Annotated in this window: 18 protein-coding genes, 1 pseudogene and 1 riboswitch; of the genes and pseudogenes, 13 read left to right on the plus strand and 6 right to left on the minus strand. The window is 42.4% G+C overall.

From position 1 onward, the window contains the following. Position 1: 1 nt before the first annotated feature. Complete coding sequence (locus tag BV11031_RS02500) at positions 2–1,009, minus strand: ABC transporter substrate-binding protein (protein WP_010329509.1); 1,008 nt, start codon at positions 1,007–1,009, stop codon at positions 2–4. A 150-nt stretch (positions 1,010–1,159) separates the two neighbouring features. Between BV11031_RS02500 and BV11031_RS02505 the strand changes: the two genes are divergently transcribed. Both BV11031_RS02505 and BV11031_RS02510 read left to right on the plus strand, forming a co-directional pair. Beyond that, positions 1,160–1,933: an alpha/beta hydrolase family protein gene (locus BV11031_RS02505; RefSeq protein ID WP_010329510.1), complete on the plus strand. Its 774-nt coding sequence runs from the start codon at positions 1,160–1,162 to the stop codon at positions 1,931–1,933. 51 nt (positions 1,934–1,984) lie between these two features. Further along, positions 1,985–2,227 carry a DUF2584 domain-containing protein gene (locus BV11031_RS02510; RefSeq protein ID WP_010329511.1) on the plus strand — a complete coding sequence of 81 codons (243 nt, stop codon included), beginning with the start codon at positions 1,985–1,987 and terminating at the stop codon, positions 2,225–2,227. A 38-nt stretch (positions 2,228–2,265) separates the two neighbouring features. Here BV11031_RS02510 and pckA read toward each other — a convergent pair whose 3' ends face one another. After that, positions 2,266–3,849: a phosphoenolpyruvate carboxykinase (ATP) gene (pckA, locus tag BV11031_RS02515; protein WP_010329512.1), complete on the minus strand. Its 1,584-nt coding sequence runs from the start codon at positions 3,847–3,849 to the stop codon at positions 2,266–2,268. Positions 3,850–4,046: 197 nt separating this feature from the next. Further along, a riboswitch (SAM riboswitch) is annotated at positions 4,047–4,184 on the plus strand. A 167-nt stretch (positions 4,185–4,351) separates the two neighbouring features. Between pckA and metK the strand changes: the two genes are divergently transcribed. The 3 genes and pseudogenes from metK to BV11031_RS02530 all read left to right on the plus strand — a co-directional run. Then, positions 4,352–5,554 carry a methionine adenosyltransferase gene (metK, locus tag BV11031_RS02520; protein WP_003229102.1) on the plus strand — a complete coding sequence of 401 codons (1,203 nt, stop codon included), beginning with the start codon at positions 4,352–4,354 and terminating at the stop codon, positions 5,552–5,554. A gap of 147 nt (positions 5,555–5,701) precedes the next feature. Then, positions 5,702–7,600: an asparagine synthase (glutamine-hydrolyzing) gene (gene asnB, locus BV11031_RS02525; RefSeq protein ID WP_010329513.1), complete on the plus strand. Its 1,899-nt coding sequence runs from the start codon at positions 5,702–5,704 to the stop codon at positions 7,598–7,600. Positions 7,601–7,811: 211 nt separating this feature from the next. Beyond that, positions 7,812–7,973 (plus strand): annotated as a pseudogene (locus BV11031_RS02530) (amino acid permease); the annotation flags it as partial. Between the two features lie 256 nt (positions 7,974–8,229). Here the strand turns inward: BV11031_RS02530 and BV11031_RS02535 are convergent. Continuing rightward, a complete protein-coding gene (locus tag BV11031_RS02535; RefSeq protein ID WP_010329515.1) occupies positions 8,230–8,745 on the minus strand; it encodes a gamma carbonic anhydrase in 516 nt (171 codons plus the stop codon). Positions 8,746–8,793: 48 nt separating this feature from the next. On the opposite strand from BV11031_RS02535, the gene ytpA reads away from it, so the two are divergent. Next, entirely contained in the window at positions 8,794–9,573 is a 780-nt protein-coding gene (gene ytpA, locus BV11031_RS02540; RefSeq protein ID WP_010329516.1) for a phospholipase YtpA, read from the plus strand. Positions 9,574–9,593: 20 nt separating this feature from the next. Then, entirely contained in the window at positions 9,594–10,697 is a 1,104-nt protein-coding gene (tbcS, locus tag BV11031_RS02545) for a tetraprenyl-beta-curcumene synthase (RefSeq protein ID WP_010329517.1), read from the plus strand. Here tbcS and mnmM read toward each other — a convergent pair. The 3 genes from mnmM to BV11031_RS02560 form a co-directional block, all read right to left on the minus strand. Beyond that, positions 10,687–11,271: a tRNA 5-(aminomethyl)-2-thiouridylate-methyltransferase MnmM gene (gene mnmM / locus BV11031_RS02550; protein WP_010329518.1), complete on the minus strand. Its 585-nt coding sequence runs from the start codon at positions 11,269–11,271 to the stop codon at positions 10,687–10,689. The two genes, tbcS and mnmM, sit on opposite strands and share 11 nt — an antisense overlap. Next, positions 11,268–12,236: a tRNA modification radical SAM protein MnmL/YtqA gene (gene mnmL, locus BV11031_RS02555; protein ID WP_026014486.1), complete on the minus strand. Its 969-nt coding sequence runs from the start codon at positions 12,234–12,236 to the stop codon at positions 11,268–11,270. The genes mnmM and mnmL overlap by 4 nt, the downstream gene beginning before the upstream one ends. Before the next feature lie 86 nt (positions 12,237–12,322). Continuing rightward, positions 12,323–13,984, minus strand: a complete 1,662-nt coding sequence (locus tag BV11031_RS02560) for an MFS transporter (protein WP_010329520.1) — start codon at positions 13,982–13,984, stop codon at positions 12,323–12,325. A gap of 144 nt (positions 13,985–14,128) precedes the next feature. Here BV11031_RS02560 and BV11031_RS02565 point away from each other — a divergent pair, with 144 nt between their 5' ends. The 6 genes from BV11031_RS02565 to ytrC all read left to right on the plus strand — a co-directional run bounded on the left by BV11031_RS02565 (position 14,129) and on the right by ytrC (position 18,177). Next, on the plus strand, positions 14,129–15,199 hold the full coding sequence (locus BV11031_RS02565) for an ArsR/SmtB family transcription factor (RefSeq protein ID WP_010329521.1): 1,071 nt from the start codon (positions 14,129–14,131) through the stop codon (positions 15,197–15,199). A gap of 137 nt (positions 15,200–15,336) precedes the next feature. Next, positions 15,337–15,609, plus strand: a complete 273-nt coding sequence (locus BV11031_RS02570) for a YtzC family protein (RefSeq protein ID WP_010329522.1) — start codon at positions 15,337–15,339, stop codon at positions 15,607–15,609. Positions 15,610–15,763: 154 nt separating this feature from the next. Then, the gene (locus BV11031_RS02575) at positions 15,764–15,901 is read left to right on the plus strand and encodes a hypothetical protein (protein WP_010329523.1); all 138 of its coding nucleotides are present in this window, start codon (positions 15,764–15,766) and stop codon (positions 15,899–15,901) included. A 32-nt stretch (positions 15,902–15,933) separates the two neighbouring features. Continuing rightward, the gene (ytrA, locus tag BV11031_RS02580; protein WP_010329524.1) at positions 15,934–16,326 is read left to right on the plus strand and encodes a GntR family transcriptional regulator YtrA; all 393 of its coding nucleotides are present in this window, start codon (positions 15,934–15,936) and stop codon (positions 16,324–16,326) included. Beyond that, entirely contained in the window at positions 16,319–17,197 is an 879-nt protein-coding gene (gene ytrB, locus BV11031_RS02585) for an ABC transporter ATP-binding protein YtrB (protein ID WP_010329525.1), read from the plus strand. Before ytrA ends, ytrB begins: the two co-directional genes overlap by 8 nt. Next, positions 17,191–18,177 (plus strand): ABC transporter permease YtrC, encoded by a 987-nt coding sequence (gene ytrC, locus BV11031_RS02590; protein ID WP_010329526.1) that lies wholly within the window; start codon positions 17,191–17,193, stop codon positions 18,175–18,177. The genes ytrB and ytrC overlap by 7 nt, the downstream gene beginning before the upstream one ends. Positions 18,178–18,190 lie beyond the last annotated feature (13 nt).

Genomic DNA, 18,190 nt, shown 5'->3' on the forward strand with positions numbered 1-18,190 from the left:
CCTATTTTTCTTCCGAGGTGACTTTTTCGGCAATTTTTTTATTTACAAGTTGATGGTATGGAATGCGCTTCGGGAGTTCTCCCGATTCATCCATAATGGTTTGGAGCAGCTCCCATTCCTTTTCGTTGAGCAGGGGGTCCGGCGAATACGAATCCTGCTTTTTATAGCGTTCAATTGATGTTTCGATGACTTCTGGATCGGTGTCATCAAATTCATCCTTAATGGCTTCCGTGATGTCCTTCGCAGAGTGATTTTCCACCCACTGCTGCGCCTTATAAATGGCTTTTGTAAACTTGACGGCTGTGTCTTCATGTTTCTTTAGGTAGCTTTGTTTCGCCATAAAAGTCGTATACGGAACCTGGCCTGATTCCTCTCCGAATGAAGCCACAATATGGCCGATGCCTTTTTTTTCAAAGAGAGAAGCTTGCGGTTCAAAGAGCTGTACATACTCGCCTGTTCCAGAAGCAAATGCATTGGCGATATTGGCGAAATCTATGTTCTGGATGAGATCAATATCCTTATGAGGGTCAATCTTATGTTTGTTCAGTACATACTCGCCGACCATTTGCGGCATGCCGCCTTTTCTCTGGCCGAGAAACGTTTTTCCTTTCAGCTGATCCCAGTCGAAGTGTTCAGCATCTTCTTTCGCGACAAGAAACGTTCCGTCTGTCTGAGTCAGCTGGGCGAAATTAATGACGGGGTCTTTGGCTCCTTGCGCCTCGACATAAATAGATGTTTCTGATCCGACAAGGGCGATGTCGGAGCCGTTTGATAGAAGCGATGTCATCGTTTTGTCGCCGCCCCATGTCGTGCTGACATTGACATCAAGCCCTTCTTCCTTAAAAAATCCTTTTGACTCTGCAACATACAGAGGCGCGTAAAAAATTGAATGGGTCACTTCAGCTACTTTGACTTTGGTGAGTGTTTCCTCCTGCTTGCAAGCTGCCAGAGCAATCATCAGAAAGATGCTGCCGACACAGGCGCAGCCCAGCCTTAACCATTTATTCACATAGACAACCTCCTTATTTAGCATCAAGTTCATGGCCTTTTTTGCTTTACATATCGTATGATGGGTATAAAAATGTGTGAATGCCTAATCAGGTTCTCTGGATGTAAATATGGAGTAAGGAAAGCATATAGAAAAAAGGAGGCGGCTGCTTTGATTGTTGAGAAAAGAAGATTTCCGTCGCCAAGCCAGCATGTGCGTCTGTATACGATCTGCTATCTTTCGAATGGCTTACGGGTAAAGGGGCTTCTGGCTGAGCCGGTAGCACCGGGACAATATGACGGATTTTTATATTTGCGCGGCGGAATTAAAAACGTGGGCATGGTTCGGCCGGGCCGGATCATCCAGTTTGCGTCCCAAGGGTTCGTTGTGTTTGCTCCTTTTTACAGAGGAAATCAAGGAGGCGAGGGGAATGAAGATTTTGCCGGAGAAGACAGAGAGGATGCTTTTTCTGCTTTTCACCTGCTTCAGCAGCATCCGAATGTCAAGAAGGACAGAATCCATATTTTCGGTTTTTCCCGCGGCGGAATTATGGGGATGCTTACTGCGATTGAAATGGGCCGGCATGCGGCTTCATTCGTTTCCTGGGGAGGCGTCAGCGATATGATCCTTACATATGAGGAGCGGAAAGATTTACGGCGAATGATGAAAAGGGTCATCGGGGGAACACCGAAAAAGGTGCCTGAGGAATATAAATGGAGAACGCCGTTTGGCCAGATAAACAAAATCCAAGCGCCCGTGCTGTTAATCCATGGAGAAAAAGACCAAAATGTTTCAATTCAGCATTCCTATTTATTTGAAGAGAAGCTCAAACAGCTGCATAAGCCGGTGGAGACGTGGTACTACAGTACATTCACACATTATTTTCCGCCAAAAGAAAACCGGCGTATCGTGCGGCAGCTGACACAATGGATGAAAAACCGCTGACGATGAAATATGGTATGATGAAGAAAAAAGAGAACGAAAGGGGATTTCAATTTGGGAATGCCTGTTGAATTTAATACACTGATTGTGACAAAAGGAAAAGAAGTTCGCATAGATGAAAATATATTCACGTTAGAGAAAGACGGATACCGTGTGTATCCGATGGAGATTCCGATGGATGTGCGTAAAACAAAGTTCGGCGAAAAGTCAGGCACGGCAGAAGTGCAGAAGCTTCAATGGGAAGACGGCCGGACTATCATTACGTACAAGCTGACGTCTCTGTATTCCGTCAATTAAAACAAGCCAAGAGCGTAATTGCTCTTGGCTTTTGCTTTTTAAACGAGAGGGCCGCCCGCCTGTGCAATGGCATCTGTATGTGCGAACTTTTTAAAGTTCTCTTTGAATTCATGTGCGAGGCTGACCGCTTTTTCTCTGAATTCTTTCTTGTTGTTCCAAGTGTATTCAGGCTGAAGGATATGATCAGGAACGCCGGGAACGTGAACCGGAATGTGCAGGCCGAAAATATCGTCAGTCGTCATTTCTGCATCCTCCAATTTGCCTTCAATCGCCGCCTTGACCATCGCTCTCGTATAAGAAAGCTTCATACGTTCGCCTGTCCCGTAGCCGCCGCCGGTCCAGCCGGTATTGACCAAGAAAACGTCTGCGCCATGTTCATCGATTTTGTTGCCGAGCATTTCAGCATAGACATGAGCAGGAAGCGGCAGGAATGGTGAGCCGAAGCATGTGGAGAACGTCGTTTCAGGAGACGTCACACCGCGTTCGGTTCCGGCAAGCTTGCTCGTATAACCGCTCAAGAAATGGTACATCGCCTGCTCCTTCGTCAGTTTGCTGATGGGCGGCAGGACTCCGAATGCATCAGCCGTCAAAAATACAATGGCTGAAGGATGGCCCGCTATGCTTGGTGTGACGATATTGTCAATCATATGAATCGGGTAAGCCGCCCGCGTGTTTTCGGTATAGAAGGAATCATCATAATTGGCTTCACGTGTCTCTTCATCCACTACAACATTTTCAAGAACAGACCCGAAGCGGATTGCGTTAAAGATTTGAGGCTCTTTTTCTGCGCTTAAATGAATGCATTTGGCGTAGCATCCGCCTTCGATGTTAAAGACGCCTGTGTCAGACCAGCCGTGTTCATCGTCGCCGATGAGTTTGCGGTCAGCATCGGCCGACAGGGTGGTCTTGCCTGTTCCAGACAATCCGAAGAAAAGGGCGACATCGCCTTTTTCACCGACATTGGCGGAGCAGTGCATGGATAGAATATCTCTTTCAGGAAGCAGGAAATTCATAATGGAGAAAATGGATTTTTTCATTTCTCCCGCATATTCTGTTCCGCCGATTAAAATCGTACGCTTTTCGAAAGAGACAATAATAAACGTTTCGGAATGTGTGCCGTCTGTTTTTGGGTCCGCTTTGAAATGCGGGGCAGAAAGAATGGTAAACGGCTGTTCAACTGTTTTCTTGTCATTGCCTTCCGGGCGGATAAACAGCTGTCTGGCGAATAAATTATGCCATGCGAACTCATTGACGACGGTGATCGGCAGTCTGTATGTTTCATCTGCTCCGGCGAATCCTTCAAAAACAAACAGCTCATCCCGCTGTTTCAAATAGCTGACAACTTTCGTGTACAGCCGCTCAAACGCTTCTTCTGAAATCGGCTGATTCACCGTCCCCCAATCGATCTTATGTTTCGTGTTTTCTTCCTCCACGATGAATTTGTCCTTCGGTGAACGTCCTGTGTAAGCGCCTGTAGTCGCCCGAACGGCACCTGTGGATGTTAAAATGCCTTCGTTTCGGGACAGTACTTTTTCTGTAAGCTGTGCTGCTGATAAATTATGACACACATTTGAACTTGTTAATAAAGCTTGTAAATCAGCGGTTAAATCAACTGAGTTCATATGAAACCTTCCTTTATCGTTTATTTGTGTTTTGCTAATTGTGAAATAGTATAACATATATTTTCAAATAGTCTATACTATTTATCGTTTTTTGTGTGTGCGTTTCCATTGTTTTCCCTTGATATAGGTGCCTATTTCTTCTGAATCATATTGACATTGCAAACCCTTTTACGATAAGATATTTCATTGAGCGGATACTCTTATCCCGAGCTGGCGGAGGGACAGGCCCTATGAAGCCCAGCAACCGGTTTCTCTGTTATTATTATGTTCACCCATGTGAGACAACCAAGGTGCTAACCTGTTGCAAGGTTGTATGATTCCTTGAGCGATAAGAGTGAAAGGCACAAAGACCAAACCCTTTCCTCGATGGAAAAGGTTTTTTTATTTCATAAATATGCCAATTAACATTCTCTAATATAACGTTACATTGTATAAGAGGGAGCGAGTTCCGTATCATATAGACAAGGTCTTTCGGGAGGCCTTGTGCAGGAGGAAGCAAAACATGAGTAAAAATCGTCGTTTATTTACATCAGAATCTGTTACGGAGGGACATCCGGATAAAATCTGTGACCAGATTTCTGACAGCATCTTAGATGAAATTTTAAAGAAAGACCCTAACGCGCGTGTTGCTTGTGAAACGTCAGTGACTACCGGGTTGGTTCTTGTCAGTGGGGAGATCACAACATCTACGTATGTTGACATTCCAAAAACGGTTCGCCAAACCATTAAAGAAATCGGATACACACGTGCGAAATACGGATTTGATGCGGAAACTTGCGCGGTTTTAACATCAATTGACGAACAGTCTGCAGATATCGCGATGGGTGTAGACCAAGCGCTTGAAGCCCGTGAAGGCACAATGAGCGATGAAGAAATCGAAGCGATCGGTGCCGGTGACCAAGGTTTAATGTTCGGTTATGCGTGCAACGAAACGAAAGAGCTTATGCCTCTTCCGATTTCACTTGCCCATAAATTGGCCCGCCGCCTAAGTGAAGTCCGTAAAGAAGATATTCTTCCGTACCTTCGCCCTGACGGCAAAACACAGGTAACGGTTGAGTACGATGAAAATAACAAACCTGTCCGTATTGACGCGATTGTTATTTCAACTCAGCATCACCCTGAAATTACGCTTGAGCAAATCCAGCGCAACATTAAAGAACATGTCATCAATCCGGTTGTTCCTGAAGAGCTGATTGATGAAGAAACAAAATATTTCATCAACCCTACAGGACGTTTCGTTATCGGAGGCCCTCAAGGGGATGCGGGACTTACAGGACGCAAAATCATCGTTGATACGTACGGCGGCTATGCTCGCCACGGCGGAGGCGCGTTCTCAGGCAAGGATGCGACGAAGGTAGACCGTTCTGCTGCTTATGCAGCGAGATACGTTGCGAAAAACATCGTTGCGGCTGAGCTTGCTGATTCTTGCGAAGTACAGCTTGCTTATGCGATCGGTGTTGCACAGCCTGTGTCAATCTCAATCAACACATTCGGTTCCGGAAAAGCTTCTGAAGAAAAACTGATTGAAGTTGTTCGCAATAACTTTGATTTACGACCTGCCGGCATTATCAAAATGCTTGATTTGCGCCGTCCGATCTACAAACAAACTGCTGCGTATGGCCACTTTGGACGTCACGATGTTGATCTTCCGTGGGAGCGTACAGACAAAGCGGAGCAGCTGCGCAAAGAAGCTTTAGGAGAATAATTTTATAGCCGCTTACTGGTTAAGCGGCTTTCCTTTTTTGTTGTTGTATTCATATTTATTTTTTACATAACTGTGAAACCAAATACTATTCACAGCGTCTATAAATAGGGGTTCAATGATGACAATTTTAATTATGGAGGCAATACTATGTGTGGATTTGTCGGGGTTTTTAACAAGCATCCGTTAGCTCAAACCGCTGATCAAGAAGAACTAATCAAACAAATGAACCAAATGATCGTTCACCGCGGTCCTGACAGTGATGGATATTTCCATGATGAGCACGTTGGATTCGGATTCAGACGGCTCAGCATTATTGACGTAGAAAATGGCGGACAGCCTTTATCATATGAAGATGAAACCTATTGGATTATCTTTAACGGAGAAATCTATAACTATATTGAACTAAGAGAAGAACTAGAAGCAAAGGGGTATACATTCAATACAGATTCGGACACAGAAGTTCTTCTTGCGACTTATCGCCACTACAAAGAAGAAGCGGCGTCCAAACTCCGCGGGATGTTTGCCTTTCTGATTTGGAATAAAAACGATCATGTGCTATATGGAGCCAGAGATCCGTTCGGCATTAAGCCGTTGTACTACACAACGATTAATGATCAGGTTTATTTTGCCTCAGAGAGAAAAAGTTTAATGGTTGCTCAGAATGAGATTGAAATAGACAAAGAGGCATTGCAGCAGTACATGTCTTTCCAATTTGTTCCTGAACCAAGCACGCTTGATGCCAATGTGAAAAAAGTAGAGCCGGGTTCACAGTTTACAATCCGCCCGGATGGCGATATCACATTCAGAACGTATTTCAAAGCGAACTTCAAGCCTGTTCAGACAGAAGAAGACAAGCTAGTGAAAGAAGTCAGAGACGCGATCTATGACTCTGTAAAAGTTCATATGAGAAGTGATGTTCCTGTCGGTTCATTCCTGTCTGGCGGAATTGATTCTTCCTTTATTGTATCCGTTGCGAAGGAATTGCATCCGAGCTTAAAAACATTCTCTGTCGGGTTTGAGCAGCAGGGCTTCAGTGAAGTTGATGTAGCGAAAGAAACTGCCGCGGCATTAGGCATTGAAAATATCAGCAAAGTCATTTCCCCTGAGGAATATATGAACGAGCTTCCGAAGATCGTATGGCACTTTGATGATCCGCTTGCTGATCCGGCAGCGATTCCATTGTATTTTGTTGCAAAAGAAGCGAAAAAACATGTAACGGTTGCCTTATCAGGAGAAGGTGCGGACGAGCTCTTCGGCGGATATAACATTTACCGTGAACCGCTATCCCTTAAACCGTTTGAACGCATTCCGTCAGGCCTGAAAAAGATGCTTCTGCACGTTGCGGCTGTGATGCCTGAGGGTATGAGAGGAAAGAGCCTGCTTGAACGCGGCTGCACGCCGCTCCAAGATCGTTATATCGGTAACGCGAAGATCTTTGAAGAGTCTGTCAAAAAACAGCTGCTGAAGCATTACAATCCGAACCTTTCATATCGCGATGTGACGAAGACTTATTTTACAGAGAGCAGCTCATACAGCGATATCAATAAAATGCAGTATGTCGATATCCACACATGGATGCGTGGGGACATTTTGTTAAAAGCCGATAAAATGACGATGGCAAATTCCTTGGAACTCCGTGTGCCATTCTTGGATAAGGTTGTATTTGATGTGGCTTCGAAAATTCCTGATGAGCTGAAAACGAAGAACGGCACGACGAAATATCTTCTTCGCAAAGCCGCTGAAGGAATTGTGCCTGAACACGTATTAAACCGCAAAAAGCTTGGTTTCCCTGTACCGATCCGTCATTGGCTGAAAAACGAAATGAACGAATGGGTGCGGAACATCATTCAGGAAAGCCAAACGGATGCTTATATCCACAAGGATTATGTCCTTCAGCTTCTTGAAGACCACTGTGCGGACAAGGCTGATAACAGCCGTAAAATCTGGACTGTACTGATCTTTATGATCTGGCACAGCATCAATATCGAAAAACGCTATATGCCTGAAGAGCTGAACCATCAGCCTAAAGAAGTCATCTTTGTATAAACAGACAAGGCTTTCGATTCGTCGAAAGCCTTGTTATTATTCCTGTATTTTTCATTATTATTGATTACCCAATCCACACAAAGAATTCAGAAAAATAATTTATTGACATTTTTTTCGAGTGGGAAAGGCAGCAGGCAAAAACAAAGCTGCACTGCTGACTCGAAGAAAGGCACATTCCTTTAATGTCTTTAGAAACTGCCTTAATGTGGGGGCATGTTTGGCATTTATCGTTATTCTGATGGCTTATAGTCCCGATACGAGAGTAGCCGTCATTGTCGGACCGATTTGGTTTCTCATTTTACTTGCCGTTTATTATGCTAAAGGTTTCCACAAGAAAAATGCGGCTGCTGCCAGCGAGCGAAATATCAGTTGACCAAAAGAGCTCCCAATGAGCTCTTTTTTTGTGTGTTCATAGAAAATCTAGAACAGGAAAGAATAGGCATATGTTTTTAACAGGTTGGCTAAAGTTGCGAATCTTGTTTTATGATAAGATAAAAGTCATACGTTTGATCCCATATGTGAATGTTTTATGGAAAAATCAATACCCGAACTCTCATTACATCCGGGTAATCGATGGTTATTGCTTTCAAACATAATTTGAAAAATGGTAAAGTAAGACGAAGCAGGTCTTATGTTTGTTGAAGTGATTTATAATATTGGCCCTTCGCTACATATTCCGACCGTATTCTTTGCATATCTTGCCGGTCTTCTTCCGTCAAAGGGCGGATGACTTTTGCAGGACGGCCAAAGGCGAGATGGCCTGACGGAATGGTTTTTCCCGGCGGGACAAGACTGCCGGCACCAATAAATGCGCCTTCGCCAATTTCGGCTCCGTCTAATATGATTGAGCCCATGCCGATTAAGGCGTTCTTGCGGATAACAGCGCTATGAAGTGTAACCTGATGTCCTATAGTGGCGTCATCTTCAATGAGAAGCGTCCGATTCGGGCTTTGATGGAGACAGCTTAGATCTTGGATATTGACTCTGTTTCCGATTCTAGTAGGCGCGACATCTCCCCTTATGACAACAGAAAACCAAATGCTGGACTGTTCTCCGATAATGACATCACCGGTAATTGCTGCATTATCAGCTATAAAGGCTGTTGGGTGGATATCTGGCGTGTGTTCCTTATAAGGGTAGATCATAGTATTCATCCTTCTTTCTCTATTTAAATTTCGTATGAGGTGAAGAGCATGTGGACCTGGAAAGCAGACAGACCTGTTGCCGTGATTGTGATGATCCACGGAGCAAGTGAATATCACGGACGATATAAGTGGCTGATTGAAATGTGGAGATCTTCGGGTTATCACGTTGTCATGGGCGACTTGCCGGGCCAGGGGACAACCACAAGGGCCAGAGGTCATATTCGCTCATTTCAAGAATACATTGATGAAGTAGATACTTGGATAGATAAAGCACGAACCTTTGATCTGCCGGTTTTTCTTCTCGGCCACAGCATGGGCGGCCTGATTGCGATTGAATGGTTTAAACAGCAAAGAAATCCCCGCATTACGGGAATTATTTTATCATCACCGTGTCTCGGACTGCAAATGAAAGTCAATAAAGCGCTTGATTTTGCATCAAGAGGTTTAAATGTCATCGCCCCGTCGCTTAGGGTTGATGCAGGTTTATCACTTGATATGGCGACGCGCAATGAGGACGTCATCGAGGCCGATCAAAATGACTCGTTATATGTCAGGAAAGTTTCTGTCAGATGGTACAGAGAACTTTTAAAAACGATTGAGGCAGCAATGGTGCCGACAGAAGCGTTTTTGAGAGTGCCGCTTCTTGTGATGCAGGCCGGTGACGATAAGCTTGTTGACAAAACGATGGTCATCAAGTGGTTTAATGGTGTAGCTTCCCATAATAAAGCGTACAGGGAGTGGGAAGGGCTTTATCATGAAATATTTAATGAACCCGAAAGAGAAGATGTCTTTCAAGCAGCAAGAGCGTTTACTGATCAATATATTTGAATAAATTGGGGGTGCATGTGTTGACAGTACCGGAACATCCTTTTGGACTGATGGCAAAAGTATATCGAGATATTTTTCCACTCGTTCATCAAGAGCTGGACATATGGAAGCAAAAATCAGAATCAATTCATAACAGTGAATTAAAAGCACAGGCAACCGCAAGTATTCGAGACAAAACGTTTCACTGTGAAGGCGGCGGCATACTGGCGTTATTGTCAGGCAATCAAAAACAGAAATGTGTTGAGTTTATTATCGCGTACCAAACGATCAGTGATTATCTGGACAATCTGTGCGACCGCAGCACATCGCTTGATCCGCGGGATTTTCGGATGCTCCACGCCTCAATGCAGGATGCGCTGACAGTGGGAGCGGAGCCGCAAAATTATTATCAATTCAGAGAAGAACAGGACGACAGCGGATATTTACATGAACTGGTCAAAACGTGTCAGCGTGTTCTTGGTTCCATTGAGCACTATGACATGATTAAACCGTATCTGCTTGAACTGTGCGGCTATTATTGCGATTTGCAGGTGCATAAGCACGTCATTGAGCACGAGCGTGTTCCGAGGCTTGAGAAGTGGTTTACTCAATATGAATCAGGGCTGCCTGAGATGGAATGGTATGAATTTTCGGCTTGTGCAGGCTCTACATTAGGCATTTTCTGTCTTGTTGCGTATTCGTTCCAGCCTGATTTTACAGAAAACACCGCTAAAAAAATCCGCAATAGTTATTTTCCTTACATACAAGGCCTTCACATTCTGCTCGATTATTTGATTGATCAGGAGGAGGACTTGCTGGAAGGGGACTTGAATTTCTGCTCGTATTATGAGTCGCATGAAGAAATGATGAAGCGGCTTGAGCATTTTATCCAAAAAGCCGATGAACATTTGCACGGCATTCCGCATGAAAACTTCCATCGTTTAATCAATCGCGGCCTTTTGGGCGTTTATTTGTCAGATGATAAAGTGGCGGGCCAAAAGGAAATGGGGCGGCTCGCGAAGAAGCTGATCAAAGCAAGCGGAAAAACTTCCTTTTTCTTTTATATCAACGGCAGAGCCTACCGAAAATTTCAAAAAATGGCCTGGGTGAAAAACTCAAAGAAAAAAGCTCAAATCATTTGCTGATTTGAGCTTTTTTTTCGATGGCGACAATAAATGGCGGGTCATTTTGCTGATTGATAAATCCATATGTCAGCACACGGGCTGCTTGCTGATCCAAGCTTCGGCAAAAGTCGAGTACATCGTTTTTTTCAGCTTTGCCTTCAGGGTGGCCATGATAGACGACCAGAACCATCAAGCCCTCATCTTTCATCACGCTGAGAAGCTGTTCGATCGCTTTAATGGTTGACTGGCCGTTCGTCGTAATTGATTTGTCGCCGCCCGGGAGATAGCCGAGGTTAAACACAGCGGCCGCCACTTTGCCGTGTGTTTCCGGCGGGAGGGATTCAGCGATTTTGTCATGGCTTTTGTGAAATAACGTTGTTCTCGCTTGATAAGTCTCGCCAAGCCGTTCCTTCGTATTGGCCACAGCTGATTCTTGGATGTCGAATGCGTACACATGGCCGTTTTCGCCGACGAGCTCCGCTAAGAACTGCGTATCATGTCCGTTGCCCATCGTGGCATCTACGACGATATCTCCTTCTCCGGCAGCCATTTTCAGTAGTTCTTTGCTGTAAGGAAGGATTTTTTTCAATATCATAAAGCTGATTCCTCCTGAACTCGTTGAAACAACTTTCCTTGATAGCTGCCGCGGTTTTCAAGCTCTTTATGAATGGCGCCGAGCACTTCCCATTTGTTGACGCTCCACATTGGCCCGACCATCAATTCAATCGGCCCGTCACCTGTAATGCGGTGCACGATCATTTCTGGGGGAATGATTTCAAGCTGATCGCAGACGAGCTGGACATATTCATCTTGAGAAAGGAATTCCAGTTTACCCTTTTCATATTGCTTGACCATCGGCGTGCCTTTCAATAGGTGCAGCAGATGGATTTTAATGCCTTGGACGTCCAAATCTGCGACGGCCTTAGCGGTTTCCATCATCATGTCCCGATCTTCCAACGGCAGTCCGTTAATAATATGCGAGCAAACACGTATGCCATGTTTTCTTAACTTATTGACGCCTTCCACATAGCAGTTAAAATCATGTGCGCGGTTGATGAGAAGAGCAGTCCGTTCATGAACCGTTTGAAGCCCGAGTTCGACCCACAAATACGTGCGTTCGTTCAGTTCCGCCAAATAGTCAACGACATCGTCTGGCAGACAGTCCGGACGTGTGGCGATCGAAATGCCGACCACATCATCAAGCGCGAGGACGGATTCAAATTTCTCACGAAGCACCTCAACCGGGGCGTGCGTGTTTGTGAAAGCCTGGAAATAAGCGATGTACTTGCCGTCCTTCCATTTTTCGTGCATGCGGTTTTTGATGTCGTGAAATTGCGTAATTAAATCATCGGCCCGGTTTCCGGCAAAATCGCCTGAGCCTGCTGCACTGCAAAATGTACAGCCGCCGTGGGCAACGGTGCCGTCCCGATTCGGACAGTCAAAGCCGCCGTCTAGCGCCACTTTAAATACCTTATGGCCGAAATGTTCTCTAAGATGATAATTCAATGTATGATAGCGTTTTTCCGTATTTGAATAAGGAAAAGGATTGTTCTGCATCACAATTCATGTGCCTCCTTGCGTACGATTGCATCCTAAAATTGTAGCACGAAAGAAGATACGGGACAAACTAATCCCATACATAAACGTTATAAGGAACTTGTTTTTTCTTGCTTCACTCTTTGTTTTCTTGGAGATATATCACTGAATAGAGAAAAAATAATTCCAAGTACAAGAATAATGCTGCCAATCTTAAACGTAAAGTTGAAGCTGTCACTGATTTTCTCGTTATAAAGTCCTGCTATTTTGTCCTGAAGAATGATGACTTGCTCTCTTTGCTTTTTAAACGTTTCTTTAACTGTATCTTTGTATGGCTTGGGTGTTTTAGAGAGAAGTTCTTCTTCTTTTTGATTTAGTTCTTTCATTGTTTTTTCCTGGTCAAATGTGTTACTGTCTGACTGGCGCAAATGGGCGATCATTTCTTTTTTGGCCATTTCATCAAATGCAGGATTATCTTCAGTAATTTTTACAGCTTCTTTTGTCGCGGAATCTACATGATGATTGATGCTTGTTGTTAGGACACTAGTAAGAATAGCGATCCCAACTGCTTGTCCTACAGTCCTCATCATATTTAAAATCCCTGATGCGATACCGATTTTTTCTGTGGGAATTAACCGAATTCCTGAACCCATAGCAGGCCCAATGATAAGTCCTAAAGCTAAGCCGGATATACATAGAAGAATGATTACAAATGAAATAGAACTGTCATATCTTATATAACTATAGAAGTAAGTAGATATTGTTAACCCCGTCATACCTAAACAAGAAAATAAAGCGCCTCCTAGTTTATCCGATAACTTTCCAGATAGAACAGAGGTAAACATAGAAGATAAAGCTAAAACAGATACAATTAGACCTGCCTCTAATTCTGTTTTTCCCATTAGATTAGTAAGCAGTAAAGTGATGATAAGAGTTCCACTCGTTAGTCCTAGCCCTTGCATAAAAAGTGTTAATGAACTAAAACTGAATGTCTTTACCTTTAGTATTGATAAAGGGACCATTGGGTATTTTATTTTTGATTCAATATAGAAGAATAATATAAGTAATAGCATTGATATACTCATAAAAATAAGAAATGTGGAAGATGTCCAGCCTAAATCTGATACTTTAGCAAAACCAAATGTTAAACAGAATAGAGCTCCAGACAAAATGAGCATACCAATATAATCAACTTTTTTATTGGCTGAGTTATCATAGCTTTCCGTTATGAACATAGCAGCAAAAAAGATAGCGATCATGCCTAGAGGAATATTGATGAAAAATATAGATTGCCAATTAAAGTTTTCAGTTAACAATCCGCCGAGAACAGGGCCTAATGTCGCGGCAAGCCCTGAAAAAGCTCCCCAAATTCCAATAATCATTCCTTTTTTTTCTTCGGGCACAATTTCGAGAGCGATTGGCATTGTTACTGGAACAATAAAAGCGGCTGATAAGCCTTGAATGACTCGAACTGCAATCAGCATTTCAATGGATCCACTTATACATGCCAGAAATGATGTGAAAATAAAAAGACCTAATCCAAATATAAACGCTTTTTTTCTTCCAAAATGATCAGCTAGTTTAGATGCAGCAACTAGCATAACAGCGAATGCTAGTGTATAGCCTGTAGCAACCCAGGCCACTTGAGATAGTGTGCAGGAAAAATCAGATAACATTTCAGGTAGTGCGATGTTTACTATTGTTGTATCCATTACAGAAATAAATGTACCTATCAATAAGGATAGTAATGATAATTGATTTTTAAATTTCATCTTTGCCTCCCTATTAGATGAGTATCTAACTATTGTTTTATGTTCATCTAATAATAGTTCAATCTCCTTGTATTTGTCAATCACTCGGAATAACCGTTTGAATCATTTATAATAATATAACTGGGTTCGAAAGGAGTTTTACACATGGAGGTAAAAGTGAATGACGCAGTGTCAGGGTTTTTAGATAAAATATCTGCTTTGCTTTTTTTTAAACATGAATCATTTTATAAGGAATACTGGCAAAAACTAAATGTGAAAGTAGAGGTTGAATATTTTCAAGTATTAGAAGAATTAAAAGGAATTAAAAAAGATTATAGTGATTTTTTGGACTTTTATTTCAGTAGTTTTCGTCAGTATGGGGATGTTGTAAACGGCAATATTTTTTGTTTAGCAACAACGTTTTTTAGAATTTCTGATCTTTATGATAAAAACTTTTATGACATTATTCAGATGCTGAGAGAAAGTCCTGAAGAAAAGATAAGGATCAATATCGCCGAGTCACTCTTATACTTAGAGGGACAGTCAAATGGAGGTGAGGAGGGATATGCGGAAACTGAAGAGGAATTTTTTCTTTTGCTAAAAAAACTGGCGATTACCAGTGAATCAAAATGGAATGTATTTGAGGTGATAAAGCAGCCAACAGCCTATATACAATCTTTTTGTGAAACATTATTGAAAATCAATGAACAGCTTGATAAAGCTTTATCAAAATTGAGCTCTCAACAGAAAAAGTGGATTGCTCAGTTAAACAAAATGGAAAAGGACCTCCCGATACATATTATTGAGACAATCAAAGGGAAGCATTATTTGGACAATTGTGATGTTTACATCTATCCTATTCTCAATCCTTATTCAGCGGTTATTACAAAATCTCGAAATGTAATTTATTTAGGACTTGGATACTCAGCTGATAAATTTTTCATGACCCAACATGATGAACGTATTGATAAAATGAGTACATTTTTAAAATTGCTTTCAGATAATAGCAAATTTAAAATTCTCATGCTCCTGAGAAATAAAAAATTATACGCAAATGAAATAGCTGACATCTTAAAGTTGTCAAACGCAACAATTTCGCACCATATGAGAATATTGGCTCTTCATGGATTGGTTCACACGACAAGAATCCAAAATAGAACTTATTATTATTTAGACGACCAAACTATTCGTTTGATGTTGGACGATTTGTATCATAGCTTGATGATAAATGATTAATGTTAGGGTATCCAGAAAACCATAATCAATTCGTTTTATGTAAATAAAGAATTGGATTGTTTACCTAGAAAAACTGCTCATGACAATATTTTTGGGAAGCAAACTATAGGTGATTCTTCTTCTTAGGAGGGGTTACTGTGGCAACAAGGCAATCAGTAGATGAACATCTCCAGCAATGTATGCAGGTGTATGATTATGCTGAGGAACAGATAAAAATCGCTTCTAAACAAGAGCATTATAACGATCAAGAATATAGTGAGGCGCAAATGCAGCTTGAAAATGCGGTAAATGCCTTAAATAAGCTGTGGCTGTCGTCAAATGACCAGCAGAGAGAACAGCTGTACAGAATGAGGCTTCAGCTTCAAGCTTTGCAAAATCATATGATCCTGCAGCACCCTCTTGATGTGTAGGAAACGGACCCTTTTGATAAGGGTCCGTTTTTTTGTAAAAAAGGATTGACTTTGTATGTCAAAGTGCTTATTGTATTAAGTGTACTAATTGAGGTAATACACTGCAAACACTGATGAAAGAGTCATTTATATAGTGAAATAAAGGGAGGCAGTTATGAAGCATAAAAAACGAAACAAACGTGACGTGCCAATGCTGATCGCGGCATCTGTGATCGCTTGTTCTGTTTTTCTAGTCCTTGTGATGATCGGTTTTGAATGGCAAAAAAGCATAATCGATCCGTTTTATCTATAAAGGTTCAGATCGTATAGAAAGTAGGGAAGTAAATGATTCAAATCGATCCAAGAAGCTCAACACCCATTTACGAACAAATCATTCAGCAAATGAAAGAGCTTTGTTTGAAAGGGATCATGAAGTCTGGTGATAAGCTTCCTTCTGTCAGAGAATTGGCGACGATCATTATTGCGAATCCGAACACTGTCAGCAAAGCGTATAAAGAGCTTGAACGTGAGGGGATTATCGAAACGCTGCGTGGCAGAGGGACCTATATTTCGGAGCAAGCAAAAACGACTTTGGTTGAAGGGAAGATGACGATGATTAAAGAGCAACTGAAACAGCTCATCATCGATGCCCATTATGCAGGGGTTGAGCTGGAAAAACTGCAGGAATGGATGAAGGAAATCAGCGCTGATGTGAAAGGAGGCCGAGAGGATGATTGAATTACGGAAGCTGTCAAAAACGATTGACGGCAATCAAGTATTAAAAGATGTTTCGTTAACGATTGAAAAAGGAGAAATTTTCGGGCTGCTCGGCCGCAATGGTTCAGGCAAAACGACGATGCTTCGCTTAATCCAGCAAATCATTTTCGCAGACAGCGGGACAGTTTTTTTTGACGGCGTAGAAATCAAAAAGCATCCGAAGGTCAAACAGAATATCATCTACATGCCTGTTCAAAATCCTTTTTACGACAAGTATACATATAAGCAGCTTGTCGACATCCTGAGAAGAATATATCCGAAATTTGATGTTACGTATGCGAATGAGCTCATGAATCGATACGAAATTCCGGAATCGAAAAAATACCGCGAGCTGTCGACGGGTTTGAAAAAACAGCTGTCGCTTGTTCTGTCGTTTGCGGCGAGACCGGCATTGATTCTCCTTGATGAACCAACGGACGGAATAGACGCGGTGACAAGACATGATGTACTCCAGCTGATGGTCGATGAAGTGGCGGAGCGTGATACGAGCATCCTGATCACTTCCCACCGCCTTGAAGACATAGAACGGATGTGCAACCGAATTGGTTTTCTCGAAGATAACAGGCTGACGAATGTGATGGATCTTGATGAGCTAAAAGAAGAATACATCAAAATTCAAATGGCGTTTGATACAGATGTCAACTTGGAGATCAGAGAACAAAACATTCCGTTGCTCGATCAGGCCGGCGTGTTCTATACGGTGCTGATTCCGAAAAGCGACGAGGAGAAAAAGAGCTTTTTGAGAGAGCTGAAGCCAAAAGTATGGAATGAGCTTCCTGTCAACTTAGAAGAAGTGTTCATTGCGAAGTTTGGAGGGAAGCGGAGATGGTAGACCGTGGTCTCCTCTATCGAGAGTGGAAACAGAATCAAGTGGTGATTTTGCTAAGTATTGTGTTTTTAGTGCTGGTAAATCCGCTCTCTATTGTGAATACGTATTTGTCTTACCAAGGGTGTCTTGCGCATCAAGACCCGCAATATTGTGATTTTATTGTCAATTACGAAATAAGCAATCTGATAGATATCAACTGGTTGCCGGGTGTCATCTTGGCGGTCTGTTTTCTGGGAATGGAACGTTCGAAAGGCACAATGGATTTTTTACTAAGCCTTCCGTATAACAGAAGCCAAATTTTTCAGACGAAATTTTGGTTAGGCGGTTTAGTGATTGTATTATCGCAATTGATTGGCTTTTTGCTGGCATGGCTGCTGATTCTAGTTTATCAACCTGAGCATGTCTACTTTTTCGAGCACAGCAGCGTTGGAGTGATCGTGATTAGCTTTATGGCCTACTCATTAGTGATGGCCGCCGGAGCGATAACTGGAAATGCTTTTGCCCAAATGTTAACAGCGTTTTCTGCAGCTATCTTGCCGTATTTAATTGTTGCATTGCCCCTCGCCAATTTAGAGATCGTTTTTAATTTCCATATATACGAATTTTTCTCTTCCGTAGAAGGATATTATGAGATGGAAAACAAACTTATGTATCTATTGCCTATGGTTTTTGTTGGGAATGACTGGCTTTCCGATAACAGATATATTTTATTGATTCCGGCTGCCATGAGCATTCTGTTTTACTTGGTTGGTTTTATAAGCTTCAAAAAGCATCCAAGTGAGCGAAACGGACACTTTTTCCTTTGGAACAGATTAGACCGTCCTGTACAAATTCTGGTGATGGCTTTCGGCATCCTTGGATTTGGTTTATTTGGATATTCTACCGGACATTCCATTATTGGTTATATTTTTGGAATGATCATTGGAGCTGTAGTTGGATTCTTTGTGAGCTACTTCTCTATTTATAAGAAAACAGAACATTAAGAAATACTTTCGG

The sequence above is a fragment of the Bacillus vallismortis genome (assembly GCF_004116955.1).
Lineage (GTDB): Bacteria > Bacillota > Bacilli > Bacillales > Bacillaceae > Bacillus > Bacillus vallismortis.

What these genes read in the sequence shown, in the direction of transcription:
- pckA (WP_010329512.1), bottom strand. Translation starts at nt 3,849, where the DNA reads ATGAACTCAGTTGATTTAACCGCTGATTTACAAGCTTTATTAACAAGT.
- metK (WP_003229102.1), top strand. Translation starts at nt 4,352, where the DNA reads ATGAGTAAAAATCGTCGTTTATTTACATCAGAATCTGTTACGGAGGGA.
- asnB (WP_010329513.1), top strand. Translation starts at nt 5,702, where the DNA reads ATGTGTGGATTTGTCGGGGTTTTTAACAAGCATCCGTTAGCTCAAACC.
- BV11031_RS02535 (WP_010329515.1), bottom strand. Translation starts at nt 8,745, where the DNA reads ATGATCTACCCTTATAAGGAACACACGCCAGATATCCACCCAACAGCC.
- ytpA (WP_010329516.1), top strand. Translation starts at nt 8,794, where the DNA reads ATGTGGACCTGGAAAGCAGACAGACCTGTTGCCGTGATTGTGATGATC.
- mnmM (WP_010329518.1), bottom strand. Translation starts at nt 11,271, where the DNA reads ATGATATTGAAAAAAATCCTTCCTTACAGCAAAGAACTACTGAAAATG.
- BV11031_RS02560 (WP_010329520.1), bottom strand. Translation starts at nt 13,984, where the DNA reads ATGAAATTTAAAAATCAATTATCATTACTATCCTTATTGATAGGTACA.
- BV11031_RS02565 (WP_010329521.1), top strand. Translation starts at nt 14,129, where the DNA reads ATGGAGGTAAAAGTGAATGACGCAGTGTCAGGGTTTTTAGATAAAATA.
- BV11031_RS02575 (WP_010329523.1), top strand. Translation starts at nt 15,764, where the DNA reads ATGAAGCATAAAAAACGAAACAAACGTGACGTGCCAATGCTGATCGCG.
- ytrA (WP_010329524.1), top strand. Translation starts at nt 15,934, where the DNA reads ATGATTCAAATCGATCCAAGAAGCTCAACACCCATTTACGAACAAATC.
- ytrB (WP_010329525.1), top strand. Translation starts at nt 16,319, where the DNA reads ATGATTGAATTACGGAAGCTGTCAAAAACGATTGACGGCAATCAAGTA.
- ytrC (WP_010329526.1), top strand. Translation starts at nt 17,191, where the DNA reads ATGGTAGACCGTGGTCTCCTCTATCGAGAGTGGAAACAGAATCAAGTG.